Source organism: Rubrobacter taiwanensis (assembly GCF_004337705.1).
Classification (GTDB): Bacteria; Actinomycetota; Rubrobacteria; order Rubrobacterales; family Rubrobacteraceae; genus Rubrobacter_C; species Rubrobacter_C taiwanensis.
In genome coordinates, this window is sequence record NZ_SKBU01000023.1 from 107,950 (window position 1) to 123,628 (window position 15,679).

The 15,679-nt window shown below is 67.3% G+C and carries 15 protein-coding genes; 4 read left to right on the forward strand and 11 right to left on the reverse strand.

Going from position 1 to position 15,679, the window contains the following annotated elements; translation table 11 throughout:
• Positions 1-9 precede the first annotated feature (9 nt).
• From E0L93_RS12645 to E0L93_RS12680, 8 genes are all read right to left on the reverse strand, one after another.
• A complete protein-coding gene (locus tag E0L93_RS12645) occupies positions 10-1,044 on the reverse strand; it encodes an ABC transporter ATP-binding protein (RefSeq protein WP_132692436.1) in 1,035 nt (344 codons plus the stop codon).
• Between the two features lies 1 nt (position 1,045).
• A complete protein-coding gene (locus E0L93_RS12650; RefSeq protein ID WP_132692437.1) occupies positions 1,046-2,065 on the reverse strand; it encodes an ABC transporter ATP-binding protein in 1,020 nt (339 codons plus the stop codon).
• Between the two features lie 5 nt (positions 2,066-2,070).
• Entirely contained in the window at positions 2,071-3,012 is a 942-nt protein-coding gene (gene opp4C, locus E0L93_RS12655) for an oligopeptide ABC transporter permease (protein WP_243638222.1), read from the reverse strand.
• Positions 3,013-3,028: 16 nt separating this feature from the next.
• Positions 3,029-3,994: an ABC transporter permease gene (locus tag E0L93_RS12660; protein ID WP_132692438.1), complete on the reverse strand. Its 966-nt coding sequence runs from the start codon at positions 3,992-3,994 to the stop codon at positions 3,029-3,031.
• Between the two features lie 175 nt (positions 3,995-4,169).
• Positions 4,170-5,801 (reverse strand): ABC transporter substrate-binding protein, encoded by a 1,632-nt coding sequence (locus E0L93_RS12665; RefSeq protein ID WP_132692439.1) that lies wholly within the window; start codon positions 5,799-5,801, stop codon positions 4,170-4,172.
• 255 nt (positions 5,802-6,056) lie between these two features.
• Positions 6,057-7,025 carry a DUF8173 domain-containing protein gene (locus E0L93_RS12670; RefSeq protein WP_132692440.1) on the reverse strand — a complete coding sequence of 323 codons (969 nt, stop codon included), beginning with the start codon at positions 7,023-7,025 and terminating at the stop codon, positions 6,057-6,059.
• Between the two features lies 1 nt (position 7,026).
• Positions 7,027-7,530, reverse strand: coding sequence for an anti-sigma factor family protein (locus E0L93_RS12675; RefSeq protein WP_132692441.1), 504 nt, complete (start codon positions 7,528-7,530; stop codon positions 7,027-7,029).
• A complete protein-coding gene (locus E0L93_RS12680; protein WP_132692442.1) occupies positions 7,527-8,132 on the reverse strand; it encodes an RNA polymerase sigma factor in 606 nt (201 codons plus the stop codon). Before E0L93_RS12680 ends, E0L93_RS12675 begins: the two co-directional genes overlap by 4 nt.
• Positions 8,133-8,191: 59 nt before the next feature.
• Between E0L93_RS12680 and E0L93_RS12685 the strand changes: the two genes are divergently transcribed.
• Entirely contained in the window at positions 8,192-9,319 is a 1,128-nt protein-coding gene (locus E0L93_RS12685; RefSeq protein WP_165874357.1) for a glycosyltransferase 87 family protein, read from the forward strand.
• On the opposite strand, the gene E0L93_RS12690 is transcribed toward E0L93_RS12685, so the two are convergent.
• Positions 9,245-10,969 (reverse strand): glycosyltransferase family 39 protein, encoded by a 1,725-nt coding sequence (locus E0L93_RS12690; RefSeq protein ID WP_132692444.1) that lies wholly within the window; start codon positions 10,967-10,969, stop codon positions 9,245-9,247. The two genes, E0L93_RS12685 and E0L93_RS12690, sit on opposite strands and share 75 nt — an antisense overlap.
• A 64-nt stretch (positions 10,970-11,033) precedes the next feature.
• Here E0L93_RS12690 and E0L93_RS12695 point away from each other — a divergent pair, with 64 nt between their 5' ends.
• From E0L93_RS12695 to E0L93_RS12705, 3 genes are read left to right on the forward strand one after another with little or no spacing between them, the layout of a single operon-like run.
• A complete protein-coding gene (locus E0L93_RS12695) occupies positions 11,034-12,056 on the forward strand; it encodes a glycosyltransferase family 2 protein (protein ID WP_132692445.1) in 1,023 nt (340 codons plus the stop codon).
• Complete coding sequence (locus E0L93_RS12700; RefSeq protein ID WP_132692446.1) at positions 12,053-13,246, forward strand: glycosyltransferase family 4 protein; 1,194 nt, start codon at positions 12,053-12,055, stop codon at positions 13,244-13,246. The genes E0L93_RS12695 and E0L93_RS12700 overlap by 4 nt, the downstream gene beginning before the upstream one ends.
• A complete protein-coding gene (locus E0L93_RS12705) occupies positions 13,243-14,193 on the forward strand; it encodes a lysylphosphatidylglycerol synthase domain-containing protein (RefSeq protein WP_165874358.1) in 951 nt (316 codons plus the stop codon). The genes E0L93_RS12700 and E0L93_RS12705 overlap by 4 nt, the downstream gene beginning before the upstream one ends.
• Here the strand turns inward: E0L93_RS12705 and E0L93_RS12710 are convergent.
• Together E0L93_RS12710 and E0L93_RS12715 are read right to left on the reverse strand one after the other, a co-directional pair.
• On the reverse strand, positions 14,141-14,839 hold the full coding sequence (locus tag E0L93_RS12710) for a Crp/Fnr family transcriptional regulator (RefSeq protein ID WP_132692448.1): 699 nt from the start codon (positions 14,837-14,839) through the stop codon (positions 14,141-14,143). The two genes, E0L93_RS12705 and E0L93_RS12710, sit on opposite strands and share 53 nt — an antisense overlap.
• Positions 14,840-14,877: 38 nt before the next feature.
• Positions 14,878-15,492 (reverse strand): hypothetical protein, encoded by a 615-nt coding sequence (locus E0L93_RS12715; protein ID WP_132692449.1) that lies wholly within the window; start codon positions 15,490-15,492, stop codon positions 14,878-14,880.
• Positions 15,493-15,679: the final 187 nt, after the last annotated feature.

The following is a 15,679-nucleotide window of genomic DNA, read 5'->3' on the forward strand; positions in this document are numbered from 1 at the left end:
CCTCCGGGGCTACTCCGCCGTCGTCGCCCGGTAGGGGACCTCGCTCGTGCGGTCCTCCACCTTCTGGCCCTCGGTGACCGGGAAGAAACAGGCCGCCCGGTGGTCCTTCGCCTCCTGCGGCTCCAGCGGCGGCACGTGCTCCCGGCAGTACTCCCGGGCCCGCGGGCAGCGAGTGTGGAAATTGCAGCCCGAAGGCGGGTTCGCAGGCGAGGGAACGTCGCCCTCCAGCACGATCCGCCGCCGCTCGCGCTCCAGCTTCGGGTCCGGGATCGGGATCGCGGAGAGCAGCGAGTTGGTATACGGGTGGCGCGGACGGCCGTAGAGGGTATTGCGGTCGGCGATCTCCGCGATCTTGCCCAGGTACATCACCGCCACCCGGTCGGAGATGTGCTTGACGACCGAGAGGTCGTGCGCGATGAAGATGTAGGTCAGGCCCAGCTCGTCCTGCAAATCCTCCAGCAGGTTCACTATCTGGGCCTGGATCGAGACGTCCAGGGCGGAGACCGGCTCGTCGCAGATGATCAGCTTCGGCCGCAGCGCGATGGCGCGCGCGACCCCGATCCTCTGCCGCTGGCCGCCGGAGAACTCGTGCGGGTAGCGGTTGTAGTGCTCGGGGCTTAGGCCCACCATCTCCAGCAGCTCCTGCACCCGCTTCTTCACGTCGTCGGTGACCCTGTGGGTCCTCAGCGGCTCGGCGATGATGTTGCCCACGGTCATCCGGGGGTTCAGGCTGGCGTAGGGGTCCTGGAAGATGATCTGCATGTTCCGCCGCACCTTCATCATCTGCCGGCGGTTGTACTTCAGGATGTTCTCGCCCTCGAAGATCACCTCGCCCTCGGTGGGCTCCAGCAGCCGCAGGATCAGGCGCGCCAGCGTGCTCTTGCCGCACCCGGACTCGCCCACCAGACCCAGCGTCTCCCCCCGGCGGACCTGCAGGTCCACTCCGTCCACAGCCTTCACGTGCCCCACCGTGCGCTTGAACACCCCCGCCCGGATGGGGAAGTGCATCTTCAGGTTGCGGGTCTCTAGCAGGTACTCGCTCATGCTACTGCTCCACCCCCAGCTCTTCGTCCACCCGGTGCTTGCTCTCCTCTATCTCCTGCAGCGAGAGGATGCATGCCGCCCGGTGTCCGGGACGCTTCTCCTCCAGCGGCGGGTCCACCTCGCGGCATTTGTCCTTCGCGAACGGGCAGCGCGGGTTGAAGTTGCACCCCGGAGGCAGGAAGATGAGCGAGGGCGGCTGGCCCCTGATCGGCAGGAGCCGTACCTCCCCAGCCTTGTCCAGCCGCGGGATGGAACGCAGAAGCGACCAGGTGTAGGGCATCAGCGGGTCGTAGAAGACGTCGTCGGTCGTCCCCGTCTCCACGGCCCGCCCCCCGTACATGACCATGATCTTGTCCGCCAGCTGCGCGACCACCCCGAGGTCGTGCGTGATCATGATGATCGCCGTGCCGTACTTCTCCTGCAGCTCCACCATCAGCTCCAGGATCTGGGCCTGGATGGTGACATCGAGCGCCGTCGTCGGCTCGTCGGCGATCAGGATCTTCGGGTTGCATGCCAGAGCCATCGCGATCATGGCCCGCTGGCGCATGCCGCCCGAGTACTGATGCGGGTACTCGTCCACCCGCCGCTCGGGGTTGGGGATGCCCACGTCCCGGAGGGCCTGGATCGCTATGTCCTTCGCCTCCTTCTTGGAGACCTTCTGGTGGATGCGGACCGCCTCCATGATCTGGTCGCCGACCGTGAAGACCGGGTTGAGCGAGGTCATGGGGTCCTGGAAGATCATGGCGATGTCGTTGCCCCGGATGTCCCGCAGCTCCCTCTCGCCCGCCTCCAGCAGGTTCCGGCCCTCGAACAGGATCTCGCCCTGCGGGTAGTAGCAGGGCGGCTGGGGGTTGAGCCGCATGATCGAGAGCGCCGTGACGCTCTTGCCCGAACCGGACTCCCCGACTATCCCCAGGGTCTCCCCCGCCTCCAGCGTGAACGAGACGCCATCGACCGCCTTGACGATCCCGTCCGGCGTCCTGAAATGCGTCTTCAGATCTCTTACCTCTAGCAGCGCCATGCTCGCTATTCTACCGCCTTCGGGTCCAGAGCATCCCTGAGCCCGTCGCCCAGGAAGTTAATACACAACGTCGTGATGACTATCATCATGCCGGGGAAGATCGTCAGCCACCACTGCTGGGTCATCGTGGTGCGCGCGTCGGTCAGCATGTTGCCCCAGGAAGGCGTCGGCGGCTGGATGCCCAGCCCCAGGAACGAGAGCGCGCTCTCCAGCAGGATGGCCAGCGCCACGGTGAGGGTGGCCTGCACGGTTATCACGCCGACCACGTTCGGCAGGATGTGCCGGACCATGATCTTGAAGTCCGAAACGCCGATGGCCCTGGCCGCCTGCACGAACTCCCGGTCGCGCAGGGAGAGCACCTCCCCGCGCACTAACCGGGCTATCTGGGTCCAGATCAGGACTATCAGCACCAGCGTGATGGTCAGCGGGGTGAAGCGGAAGATGCTCCCGAGCACCAGCATCACCGGCAGGAACGGCAGGACCAGCACGAAGTCCGTAAGACCCATGATACCCACATCCACCGCCCGGCCGTAGTAGCCGGAGATTATCCCCAGCCCCGCTCCGAGCGCGGTCGAGAAGACGCCCACCCCGAGGCCGACCATGAGCGAGACCCGGCCCCCGTACAGCACGCGGGAGAAGGTGTCCCGCCCGAGCCGGTCGGTCCCCATTATGTTCTCGGCGCTCGGCGGCTGGTTGATGCGGGTGAAGTCCTGCTCCTCGTATCCGTAGGGCGCGAAGACGGGCGCGCCTATGGCCGAGATGTACAGAAGGATGAGGACGAAGGCGCTGATGAGAGCCAGCCGGTGCCGCTTGAAGCGCCGCCAGACTATCTCGCGCTGGGTCCGGCCCTCTACCTTGCCGTACTCTTCACCGGCGGCCTCGGCAGCCTGCATCACCTCGCTGCTCTCTATGCCGCCCCCGGCCCCCGTCCTTCTCTGATCTACCACAGAACTCTCCTCTACCCTAGTCGTAGCTGACCCGCGGGTCCACGATCGAGTACGCTATGTCGGCCAGGAGGTTGAATAGCACCGTCAGCACCGCCGTGATGAGCAGCAGCGCCCGCGCCACGTTGTAGTCGCCCTTGTAGAGCGAGTCTATGAGCAGGAACCCGAGCCCCGGCCACGAGAAGACGGTCTCCGTGATGACCGCCCCGGCGATCAGTGAGACCGCGCTGAGAGCTATGAGCGTGATGGTGGGTATGAGCGCGTTGCGCAGAGCGTGCTTGAGGTAGACCGTCCTCTCGCTCAACCCCTTGGCGCGCGCCGTCCGCAGGTACTCCGCCGAGAGCACATCCAGCATCGCACTGCGCTGAAAGCGCGTGAAGGTCGCGATGCTCACCACCGAGAGGGTTACCATCGGCAAGAAGAGGTGCTGCAGCAGATCTATCACGCCCCCGCCCCTGGAACTCATCCCGGAGACGTAGAAGACCCGCACGCCAAGCCATTCTGTGAGATAGACGGCGAAGACCAGCTGCAGAATCAACCCCAGGAAGAAGACCGGCATCGCAAAACCCACGAACGAGAGGAAGGTCCCGATGTTGTCGATGAGGCTGTACTTCTTGATCGCCGAGTAGATGCCGAACGGTATGGCTATGGCCAGCGTGAAGATGAGCGATGAACCCATCAGCAGCACCGTCGGCCAGATGCGCGCGGCTATGATCGAGTTCACGTCCGTGTTCTGCTTGAAGCTCAGCCCGAAGTCCCCATACAGCAGTATGTCGCGGATCCAGATCCCGTACTGCACGTACACGGGCTGATCCAGACCATACGTGGCGGCCAGCCGCTCTATGTCCTCCTGACTGACCCGCGGATTGAGCGCCAGCTCCTGCAGGGGGTCTCCCGAAAGACTCACCAGATAGAAGATGACGAAGCTCGCCACGAACAGAATGATGATGCTGAAGAGTATCTTCCTGATTATGTAAGCTAGCAAGCTTCGCGCACCTCCGGCCCGCTCTCGGGAGTTCCGAACACAATCTCCATGCCCGTAGCGGTGTCGTTATTAAATCCCCAGCGAATCACGATTGCAAGCGTACGCCTTCTTTCGGACGTAGCGCGGAGGTGTGAGGCCCGCAGGTTCGGGGCCTCACACCTGAGAATGCGCTCCGCTAGCGCGAGATGGACCACTCCTCGATATTCCAGAACGGTCCGGCGAGGGTCGGGTTGACCTCCGGCCCCTCGAGCCCCTCGACGAAGGCGTAGGTGACCGGCCGCTGGAACATGGGGATGAGCGGCAGATCCTCGGCCATCTGCTCCTGCACCTGCCGCAGCAGCTCGGCCCGCTGCTCGACGTCGACGGTCCGGTCGGCCTCGTTGAGCCACTCGGTGACCTGCTCGTTCTCGTAGCGGTAGTAGTTCTGGCCGTCCGGCGGGATCTGGTCCGCACTGAAGAGCGTCGTGACCGACGGGTCCGGGCTGGCGAGCCAGGCCCACTCGCCCATCTGGAAGTTGCCCTCGACCGTCCACTGACCGAAGAAGGTCTGCGCGGCAGTGTTCTCGATGCGGATGTCTATGCCGACCTCCTGCAGCTGCTGCTGCACGACCTGCTGCAGCGTCTCGCGCAGGGCGTTGCCGGCGGTCGTCGAGAAGGTGATCGTGGTCTCGGCGCCCGCAGCCTCAGCCTCCTCAACGAGCTGGCGCGCCCGCTCCGGGTCGTGAGTGTACTGCTCCCACGCCGGGGTGTAGAAATCGCCCTGCTCGGGAACCAGAATGCTGTGCAGCGGCGGAACCTCGCCCTGCAGGATCTCATCCACGACCTGCTGGCGGTTTATGCCGTAGGCTATGGCCTGGCGCAGCTGGAGGTTGTCTACCTCTTCGAGGTTGAAGGCGATGTGCTCCCACGTCGTGCCGGCCGCGGTCTCGACCTGCGCGCCCTGGATGTTCTCCAGACGCTCGATCAGGCCGATGTCCGGCGGCGGGTTGATGAAGTCCACCTCGCCGGCCTCGAGCGAGGTTATGAGGGTGTTGGTGTCCGGGATGAACCGGAAGGTTATCCGGTCCAGAGCGGGCTCCTCGCCCCAGTAGTTCTCGTTCTTGACGAGCGTGAGGTCCTGACCCTTGCGCCACTCCTCCAGCACGAAGGGACCGCTGCCGACGATCTCGTTGTTCAGCGCGGTGTTGAAGTCCTCGTTCTCGTAGATGTGCTTGGGCAGGATCGCGGTCGCCAGAAGGTCGCGCCACGGGGCGTAGGGCTCGCTGAAGGTTATGCGGACGGTCCGCTCGTCCGGCGTCTCGAAGCTCTCGATCAGCTCCCACCCGACGCGGGTGATGATCTGGTTGTCCTCGTCCATGATCTGCTCATAGGTCCACCGGGCGTCCTCGCTGGTGAGTGGCTCGCCGTCGGACCACGTGATGCCCTCCCGCAGGGTGTACTCGATGATCAGCGGGTCCTCGCTCACGACCTCCGGCTGAGACTCGGCCAGCTCGGGCTGGTAGGCCGACTCCAGCGTGCTCAGATCCGGCGTAATCCTGAGCGGAGCCTGCAGGATACCCGCCGTCATGTCGCTGGTGGCCGCCAGGTCTCCACCCTGAATGAAACTGTTGAGGATCTGCGGCTCCTGATCGTAGCCGATTACGATCCCGTTCTCACCGGCTACCTCCTCCGCAGCCTCGCCCTCGCCAGGCTCCTCGGCAGGCTGCTCCCCGGCCTGCTCACCGCAGCCGGCTACGGCCCATAGCATCACAGCTATGAGGGCCAGCAGCATGGCTAGTCGTGTAAACCTGCTCAAAGATTCGGTCAAACCTTATCCTCCTTCTGTCATCCGGTCTCTTCCGATACGTCCGAGATACGCATACACTCGCTTATCCCTCGCGAACAAGCCTCCTTTCAAACGTCCCCTGCATCCCGCGCAACGTCTTCGTCTCAGGCGGATGTTAGCCCACCGCAGTTAAGTGCGCGTTGCACGGATGTTACGTTTGCGTTACGCGGGGTGCCAACCGATCCCACCTCATCTGGCAGTATATATGCTGCCGGCCGCCGTGCAAGCTCCCCCGGCTCAGCGGCCGCGCCGGTCTCTCAGATACGCCTCGTAGGATGGATGGCCGCTCTGGCGGCGGAAGAGCGCGGCGGAGATGGCCGCCCCGGTCCCGAGCAGGGCCAGAAGGGCGAGCAGGGCGCCGCCCAGGAGCGGTATCAGGTACACGGCCGAGACCAGAATGGCGCCGAGCCCGACGGCCGCCACGTCACCGCCACGGTAGTAGCCGGTCCCGATGAGCACCCGGCGTCCCAGCAGGTATGCGACCACGAGAACCCCGAAGATCACGAGCGCCAGATACGCCGGAACGGCGAGCAGCAGGACCGGGATACCGATTATGGTCACGGCGAGCAAAACGCTCAGGATGAAGACGCCGGGCAGCGAGGCGAGCCCCAGCAGGAGCGCCCGGCCGGGAGCCGTCTCCAGACTCCGGGCGGCGGCCCACACCGGGCGCGGGACCAACGCCACCAGCAGGATCCCCACGGCCGCCAGCCCCAGAGCCGCGAGCATCCAGCTCGCCATCTCCGGGATGCCGGAGACGAGGCCGGCCCAGAGCGAGTGCCGGATCTCGGATGCGGCTCCCAGCGACTCGGCGTCCCGGATGACGGCATCCGGGTGGGGATCGATGCTCCCGTTGCCGACCGAGACCCTCCCCACCTCGGCCTCAGGACCGAGGCGGACGTCACCGTGCCCGACGCTCACCCCGCCCTGAACCCGCGAGTTGATGGCCAGCTGCCCGAACCCGACCTCCACGTCGCCGCCGACGGGCCCGTTGATCTCCACGTCCCCGAACCCGCTGCGCACGTCTCCGGAGACCTCCCCGTCCACCGTGATATCTCCCCAGCCGGTGCTCGCCTCGGGCAGGACCTCACCCTCTCGCACCACGATGTCTCCCACGGGCTTCTTCTCCAGCGCGGAAGCCGTCTCCGGCAGCGCCAGCAGCAGCGCGGCCGTGAGAACCAGCAGCGCGTTTCTCACGGCGGGCGGCATATCATGCCTCCCGGGCTCTTCTGCGGCGGAAGAGGATCCAGCCCGCCGCGATCCCGAGATCTATCAGCGCGCCGACGGCGAGCGCGAGCAGGATGAAAGACCCGGCCGCGGTGAAGAAGATCCTGAGCATGCCCGCAAGCCCGGAGGCCACCCCCCAGGAGAAGCCCAGAACCTCCATCCCGGCCGTGATCAGGCTCACATCCCGCAGCTCCAGCGCGACCACGGCCAGAGCGAAGAGGACGGCTCCGAAGAGGGTCCACATGATCCGGGCCCGCCCGGAGCGGGTGGGCAGCGCCATCGCGACCTGGCACGCTATGGAGGGTGTCTCGCGCAGCTCCGAGCGCCCCAGAGACCGCAAGGAGTCGCTAAGCATCAACTCCCGCTCGTAGCGCTCCCGGCAGGCGGCGCACCCGCGCAGGTGTGCCCGCAGAGCCCGCCGCCGCCCGGGATCCAGCTCCCCCTCGACGAGCTGGAAGATGTCCTCCTCGCCGTAGGGACAGCTCATCCTTGCTCCTCTTCCAGCATCCCGGCCAGCATGCCCCGCCCGCGGAAGAGCCGGCTCTTGACCGCCGGGACGGAGAGGTTCAGGATCTCGGCTATCTCACCGTAGCTGAGATCCTCGGCATAGCGCAGGATTAGCGGGACGCTGTACTTCTCCGGCAGCCGGAGGAGGGCCGCCTGCAGGTCTTCGGCCCGCTCGGCCTCCTGCACGGCGGCCTCCGGACCGCGCGTGACCCGGGAGTGAAACTCCGGGTTGAACTCCACCGTCTCCCGGCGGCGGCGCAGTACATCCACGCCCAGATTGCTGGCTATCGCCAGAAGCCAGGTCTTGAAGCGGTAGCGGGGATCGAAGGTGTCCAGCCGGTCGTAGGCCCGCAGGAAGGTCTCCTGCATGAGATCCTCGACGGCCACCTCCTGACCGGCGTACCGGTAGAGCACCCGGCCGACCAGCCGCTCGTAGCGCCGGACGAGCTCCTCGTAGGAGCGGAGGTCTCCCCCGCGCGCCCGCGCGACCAGCTCCTCGTCCCCGAGCCGCTCCAGCGGGGCCGAAGTGCTTCTGATGCGTCCCCGCCAGCCCTCGAGGGTCACTGTAGCCGTGGGCTCCATTCTGGTCTATACATACGTACCCGGTGAAAGAAAGTTTCTCTCTGTGCGAGAATACACCCGTGCTGAGGTACTTTGAAGTGTTTTTCGCATCTCCCCGCCGGGCTCTGCTGACGTTTATCGCGCTGCACTCGGCGGTACTGCTGCTGATCCCGCGCGAGCCGGCGTTCCAGGTCGAGATCTTCCGGGATTATGCCGTAAAGCTCTTCTCTGGCCTCCTGCCCTATGCCGACTTCGCCTACGAGTACCCGCCGCTGAGCCTGATAATCCTCGCCCTCCCCGGCCCGTTCGCGGACTACCCGGTCCTCTATGCCTTCCTCTTCGGGCTGGAGATGTTGCTGCTGGACGTTCTCATCCTCTACTGCCTCTCCCGCATCGGCACCCGGCCCGTCATCCTGTACGGGGTCGGCTTCCTGCTCTTCTGGCGGCTGCCGTTCATCCGGCACGACCTCGCGATGGTCGCCGCGACCGCCGCCGGGGCGGCGCTGCTCCTGCGCGGCCGGGCGCTCTGGGCGGGGTTTTTGTGGGGCCTTGGAGGTGCTCTCAAGCTCTACCCGATGGTAGCCGCACCGGCGCTCGCCTTCGGAGCGGGCCTGCGGGAGGCGATCAAGCGCTGGGCGGTGGCCGGAGCCGTATTCGTACTCGGCATCGCCTGGGGTTTTGCGGCGTTCGGAACCGAGACGGTCTACTTCCTCACCTACCACGCCGACCGGCCGGCGATGGTGGAGAGCATCCCGGCCAACATCCAGCTCCTGCTGCCGGAGCACGAGGTGATCCACTCCTACGGCAGCTTCAACGTCGTCGGGCCCTGGAGCGGCCCGCTGGTCGGGCTCTTCGAGGCGATCCAGATAGCGACGGTGGGCATAGCCCTGCTCGCCGGTTTCCTGCGGCGGGACGCCGTCTTCGGCGCGGCGGCGGCCATCTTCGCGTTCGCGGTCTTCGGGAAGGTTCTCTCTCCCCACTTCCTGCTCTGGCCGCTGCCGCTGCTGGCGCTCTGCCGCTTCCGGCACGAGCGGCTGACGTGGGGCCTCTACTTCGCGGCCATCGCGCTCACCACGTTCATAAACGGGGAGTACTGGGCGATAGAGGGCAACCTGCCCTACTTCACCTTCCTGCTAACGGTCCGGAACCTGCTGCTCCTTCCGCTCTTCGTCCTGATCCTGCTGCCTCAGAAGGAGAAGAAGGGCTAGCGTTGCGCCGCCCGCAAAGAGTGCGTTCAGCGGCCCGACCCTCCGCGGCTCCGGCCGGCCGGGGATACCCAGCGTCTCCCCCACCTGCTCTCCGGAGTAGACCCGCACCAGCGGCACCCCGCCCTTCTCGTAGGTGTAGAGCGGCTCCTTCCGTTCCAGGGCCAGCAGTTGGTTCGTGTAGACGGACTGCCGGGGCAGGAAGACGAAGTAGGAGCCTTCGCGGGGCGCCTCGTCCCACTCATAGCGCTCGACGGCGATCGGGGCCAGGTAGGCCGGGCGCAGATCCTCCCGGAGCTCCCCGACCCTGCGGTAGGTCTCCATCACCGGGTAGGTCCCGGCCTGCACGTAGACGGTAGCGCCTTCCGGAGCCTCCCGGTTCAGGTACTCTACGGCCGGGCGGTAGGTGTTCGCGAGATACGTCGTCTCAAACCCGAAAGCGTGCGCGCCCGGGATGAGCCCCACACCCTCGCCGTAGTACTCCAGCGAGCTTCCGGCCCCGGTCCACAGGATGCCCGGCAGCGCCAGCGCCGCGTACCCCGCCAGAAGCGCGGGAGCACAGACCCGCAACCGGGAAGCCAGCCAACCCGCCCCCACCCCGGCGCAGATGGCCCAGAGCGGGAAGACCGGCAGGAACTGCCGCGGCCCGCCGTAGACCGGTACGAGGCCGGAACCGGCGGCGGCCAGCAGGAAGGCGAGGTGGATGAGTATCCACCCCGCCGCCGGGCTGGACGAGCCGCGGAAGAGCCGGACGGCCCCGAGAACCCCGGCCGCGGCGACCACCAGAGGCGTGAAGACCAGCAGCGCGGCGACCGGGTAGTGCCAGGGAGCCCCGGCCCACCACTCGCCCAGATAGTACGTGAGCCGCTCTTCCTGAAGCCCCCGGGCCCAGAAGAGGAACTCCAGCGTGCGGGGCACGGGATCGCGCCAGAGCCAGGGCCAGAGCGCGAAGAAGAACGCCGCCCCGGCGGCGCACGCCCCCGCAAGCCGCACCAACGCCGCCCGTCCCCGGCGGTAGACCAGAACCCAGGCCAGCGCCGCGAGCGGCAGCGGGAAGACGGTCAGCTTGGTGGCGAAGGCGGCTCCCAGGAGCAGCCCGGCCCCCAGGACGCGCCCGCGACCGCCTCTCTCAAGCGCCCGCAGCAGCGCCAGAGCCGCCAGCAGGTAGAGCGCCGCAGCCGCGCCGTCGAGCTGTCCCAGGCGGGCGAACCCGAAGAGTACCGGGATGAGGGGGAAGGTGAGCGCCGCCCCCCACGCCGCGGCCTCGCCGAACTCCCGGCGCGCAAACCGGAACGCCGCGATGGCGGCGAGCAAGAAGAGGGCGTAGGAGCCCAGCCGGTAGGCGTCTCCGAGCAGCCTCAGATCCTCCGTGCCGAAGACGAGCGCTCCGGCTCCGGCGAAGAGCCCGGCCCACAGCTTGAAGAACGGCGGGGCCTCGTGACTCTGCTCCCAGTAGCGGTCTATCGAGGCCCACCAGTCCGAGGGCTCCTGGAAGACGTGCCCGAACCAGGAGAGGTAGGAGTAGGAGGAGGTGAAGTAGTTGGGCTCGTCCCAGGTGATCCCGATCCGCCCGACGGTCAGAACCCCGATCATCGCCAGCACCGCGAAGTACGCTGCCGGGAGCCGGCGCCGGATATTCCGCTCCTTCCGCACGGGGCTAGATTAGCACGCGCGGGGGCTATTTTTTCGCGCGATCTCGTATATACTCTGCCACGTTATGCAACGCGACCTCTCCGGCTCGAACGTCCCGGCTGCCGTCAAGCGGAACTTCGACGGCGTATCCGTGGTCGTGCCGGTCTACAACGAGGAGGAGTGCCTGGAGCGCCTGCACTCCGAGATAAGAGCGGCGCTCGCCGGCATCCCGCACGAGATCCTGTACGTAAACGACGGCTCCACGGACGGAAGCCGCGAGATCCTGGACCGCATAGCCGCCGGGGACCGGACGGCCCGCGTGGTGCACTTCCGGCGCAACTTCGGGAAGAGCGCGGCGCTCGCGGCGGGGTTCGCCAGGGCCCGCTACGAGGCCGTGGCGACGCTGGACGCCGACCTGCAGGACGATCCCGGCGAGATCCCGCGCCTGCTCGGCGTCCTGGTCGAAGAGGACCTGGACCTCGTCTCCGGCTGGAAGAAGAGCCGCAAGGACCCGCTGGAGAAGCGGCTGCCGTCCAGGCTCTTCAACAAGACCACCCAGCTTTTGACCGGCGTGCGCCTGCACGACTTCAACTGCGGCCTGAAGGTCTACCGGCGGGAGGTCGTGCAGGAGGTCACGCTCTACGGCGAGCTGCACCGCTACATCCCGGCTCTGGCCCACTACCGGGGCTTCAGGGTCGGGGAGGCGGCCGTCAACCACCGGCCCCGCGGCGGCGGACACTCCAAGTTCGGGTTGGAGCGCTACGTGCGGGGCATGTTCGACCTGATGAGCATAGTCTTCCTGGGGCTCTACCAGCGGCGGCCGCTGCACCTCTTCGGCGGCATCGGGCTCGTCTTCGCCGCGCTGGGAGTCATCATAAACGCGTACCTCACGGTGCTGTGGTTCATGGGAGAGGGCATCGGCGACCGGCCGCTGCTGATCCTCGGTGTGCTCCTGATCATCGTCGGTGTGCAGAGCGTATCTTTCGGCCTGATCGCGGAGCTGATCGCCCGCACCAGCCACACGAGCGACGAGCCGCCCTACAGCATCGCGCGCGAGGTCCGCGCCGAGCTTCTGCCGCCAGAAGACCCCGACAGCAACGGGCGTTGAGGGTCCTCTTCGTAACCTCCACCTTTCCCCGCAGCGAACGGGACGATCAGGTCCCCTGGATGCTGGAGCTCATCCTCGTCCTGCGCGAGCTGGGGGTAGACGTGGAGGTACTGGCTCCCGCCTACGCGGGGCTCGAGAGCCACGAGGTCCACGGCATCCCGGTCCACCGCTACCGCTACTTCACGAAGAGACTCGAGATCGTGACCCACGAGGCGGGCGCGATGAACAACATGGCCGGGCGGCGAGACCTCCTGCTTCCGGCCTTCGCGCTCGTGGGGGCCGGGATGGCCGCCGCCGCGCGCCTCGCCCGCCGGCGGGACTACGACGTGCTGCACTCGCAGTGGCCGCTTCCGATGGGGCTGCCGGCCCAGGCCGGGGCCTGGGCCGCGCCCGGCGACCCGAAGCTCGTCGCCAGCTTCCACGGCGCCGAGCTGGCCCTGGCGCGGCGCAAGTGGCACCTCGCGCCGGTTTTGCGCTGGATCGGCCGCAACCTGGACGCCGCCATAGCCAACTCCTCCCACACCGCCGCCGCGGTGCGGGAGCTGGCCGGGGTAGAGGCCACCGTCATCCCCTGGGGTCCGCCGCGAGGGGCGGTCGACCTGGACCGCTCCCCGGAGGAGGATGGCGAGAGGCCGCCCGTCGTGCTTGCGGTCGGGCGCATGATCGAGCGCAAGGGTTTCCCGGTGCTGGTGCGGGCTGCAGAACGCCTGAGGGGCCGGGCACGGGTGGTTATCGTGGGGGGCGGCGAGTACCGCTCCGTGGTGGAGCGTGAGATAAGGCGGAGAAAAGTGGGAGACGTGGTGCAGCTGGCAGGCAGGGTCTCAAACGAGGAGCTTGCGGACTTCTACCGCCGCTGCACGGTCTTCTGCCTCCCCGCCGTGGTGGACTCCCGCGGCGAGACGGAGGGCCTGGGGGTCGTGCTGATCGAGGCTATGAGCCACGGCAAGCCCATCGTCGCCAGCCGGCTCGGCGGGATAGTGGACGCGGTCGAGGACGGGAAGACGGGGTTTCTGGTCCCGCCGAACGACCCCGGAGCCCTGGCCGGACGCCTGCTGCAGCTGATCGAGTCCCCCGCCCTGGCCGCCAGGATGGGTGCGGCCGGCCGGGAGCGTGCGAAGCGACTCTTCTCTTGGGAGAGCATCGCCCGGCGGCACCTGGAGGTGTACGAAGCGGCGGGGCGCAGCCCTTGAATCCGAAGCTCCTGAGCCGGCTGCGGAAGCTGGCGGGGCCGCTGCTCATCCTGCTCGCGGCGCTGTTTCTGGGCCGCGCGATAGTCGCAGGCTGGGAAGAGGCGAGGGAGTACGACTGGCGGTTCAACGCCTTCTACCTGGCGCTCTCGGTCGGGCTGCTCTTCGCCTACTACGCGCAGCAGTGGGGCGGCTGGCGCCTGATCATGCAAAACTTCGGCGACCCGCTCTCTCAGGGGGAGTCCGGCCGCATCTGGTTCGCCTCCATCCTGGGCCGCTATGTGCCGGGGAACGTGGCGATGGTGGCCGGCCGCATCGCGCTCTGCCGCCGCCGGGGAATTCCCGGCCGCGTGACCTTCGCCAGCATGGTCTACGAGAACGCCCTCATCCTCATCTCCGCCCTCCTCTTCGCCGCCGCGACCGTACCCTTCTGGCCGGAGTTCGAGTACAAGGGTTACGCGCTCGCCCTGGCGGCCCTGGCCCCGGTCGGTCTCGCGTTGCTGCACCCCGCGATCTTCGGCCGCGCCGCGAATCTGGGGCTCCGGAAGCTCGGCCGGGAGCCGCTGGAGGCGACGCTGCCCTTCGGCCGAGTACTTCTCCTCACCCTCTACTACACCGGGGGCTGGGCGCTGCTGGGGCTGGCATTCGCCGCTCTGGCCGCATCGGTGGCTCCGGTAGGGCTCTCCGAGATTGCTCTCCTGGCCGGCGGCTACGCCTTCGCCTGGGAGGTGGGTTTCCTGGCCTTCGTAACCCCGAGCGGGCTGGGCGTGAAGGAGGTGGCGCTATACGCGGTCCTCGCGCTCGTCTTCCCCGCGCCGGTGGCGGCCGCGCTGGTCGCGGCGTCGAGGCTTTGGCAGACGCTGGCGGAGCTCACAGCGGCGGCTCTGGTCTGGCTCTCTAGGCCCGCAGCCGCGCGGATTTTTCGGAGAGCGCCGCGGGGTCCGGGATGAGTATCCTGCGGTCCCGGACCTCTATGACACCCTCCTTCTGAAACTCGCTCATCGCCTTGGAGACCGCCTCCCGGGTGGAGGCGACCATGTTCGCCAGCTCCTGGTGGGTGAGGCGGAAGTCCAGCACCGTCCCTTCCCCGGTCCTCCGCCCGAAGCGCTCGCTCAGGTTCAGCAGCAGTGTTGCCAGCCGGCTCGATACCTCCCGGTGCAGCAGGCTCTCCACCAGCTCGTCGGACTGCCGCAGGCGCTCGGCCAGCGCGGCGAAGAGCTTGAGGGCGAAATCCGGCTGCCGACGGATTGCCCACTCCAGGGCGGCCTTCTGCACCGCGGCCACCCGGGCATCGGTGACGGCCTCGGTGAAGACGTCCTGCCAGCGGCCCTCCACCAGGGAGAGCTTGCCGAAGATGCCCTCGTTCTTAAGCAGGGCGATGGTGGCCTCCTTGTAGTCGCCGTAGATCTTGTAGATGCGAACGGTGCCGGAGAGCAGGAAGTAGAGCTGGTCGGAAGGGTCCCCGGGCGAAAAGATGGTCTCCCCGGCCCGGAAGGTGCGCTCGGCCACCCTGAGACCGGCCCTCTCGAAGTCCCGGAGGCTGAAGCCCTCCGGAGGGCTGGTCGCAGCGAAGCCGCCCGTGTCGCGCCCGAACATCCTCTTCTAAGCTCCCGGCCTCTCCGTCCCGGGCTCCCCTATGCGACCCGCTGCCGCCAGCGCAGCTCAACCCCCTCCCGCTTGGCCACGAAGAGCAGGTCATCCCTCGGGCCGCCGAGATCCTTGTCGTAAAGGGTCAGCACGCAGAACCCGCTCTTCTGGTAGGCCCAGGCGAACGGGGCGATATCCCCCACCACCTCGGCGCTGGAGGCGAGCCCCCAGGCATCGGTGAGCTCCAGCCTCCGATGCACCAGATCGAGCGAGATCCGCCAGCCGGCGTCCATCGGGATGTCGAAGTAGCCGGGCAGACCGCCGTCGAGGAGCATCGTACCCCTCAGATCCCCGGCGAAGGCCCGCTTGTGGGCCTCAACCCCGGCCAGATACTCCGAGTCGTCCACCAGCCGCAGGCTGCCGGGCACGTAGATCCTGCTCTCCGTGATCTTCACGCCCTCCGGCGCGTAGAAGCCGATAAAAGCGACCGGAGCGCGCCACAGGTGCTGGATGACCCCTAAAGCAACGTTGCGCCGCCCGCCGCCCGCAGCCTCGGCGTAGCACACGCTCTGAAGCCGCATGTGCTGCGGCTCCCACGGGTGCGGCTCTCCCAGCCCGCGGACCCGGCGTTTGCGCCAGCCTATCTTCTGCACCTTCTCCACGACAGAGAAGATTTTACCATCAGCGCCCGTTCCGAAGAACAGAAGAAACCGGAGGGGGCGGGCTGCCCCCTCCGGCAGAAGATCTCCGAACCGGCGCCGCTACTGGCGGCTGATCAGGATCAGGTACAGCAGCGTCAGAAGCGCCGTCAGAGCCGCCGCAATGTAGGTGAACGCCGCCGCCGTAAGC

Bases quoted from the DNA above. Each gene is read 5' to 3' on its own strand.
- E0L93_RS12670 (WP_132692440.1), bottom strand. From the start codon at position 7,025: ATGCCGCCCGCCGTGAGAAACGCGCTGCTGGTTCTCACGGCCGCGCTG.
- E0L93_RS12710 (WP_132692448.1), bottom strand. From the start codon at position 14,839: ATGTTCGGGCGCGACACGGGCGGCTTCGCTGCGACCAGCCCTCCGGAG.
- E0L93_RS12650 (WP_132692437.1), bottom strand. From the start codon at position 2,065: ATGGCGCTGCTAGAGGTAAGAGATCTGAAGACGCATTTCAGGACGCCG.
- E0L93_RS12675 (WP_132692441.1), bottom strand. From the start codon at position 7,530: ATGAGCTGTCCCTACGGCGAGGAGGACATCTTCCAGCTCGTCGAGGGG.
- E0L93_RS12695 (WP_132692445.1), top strand. From the start codon at position 11,034: ATGCAACGCGACCTCTCCGGCTCGAACGTCCCGGCTGCCGTCAAGCGG.
- E0L93_RS12680 (WP_132692442.1), bottom strand. From the start codon at position 8,132: ATGGAGCCCACGGCTACAGTGACCCTCGAGGGCTGGCGGGGACGCATC.
- E0L93_RS12645 (WP_132692436.1), bottom strand. From the start codon at position 1,044: ATGAGCGAGTACCTGCTAGAGACCCGCAACCTGAAGATGCACTTCCCC.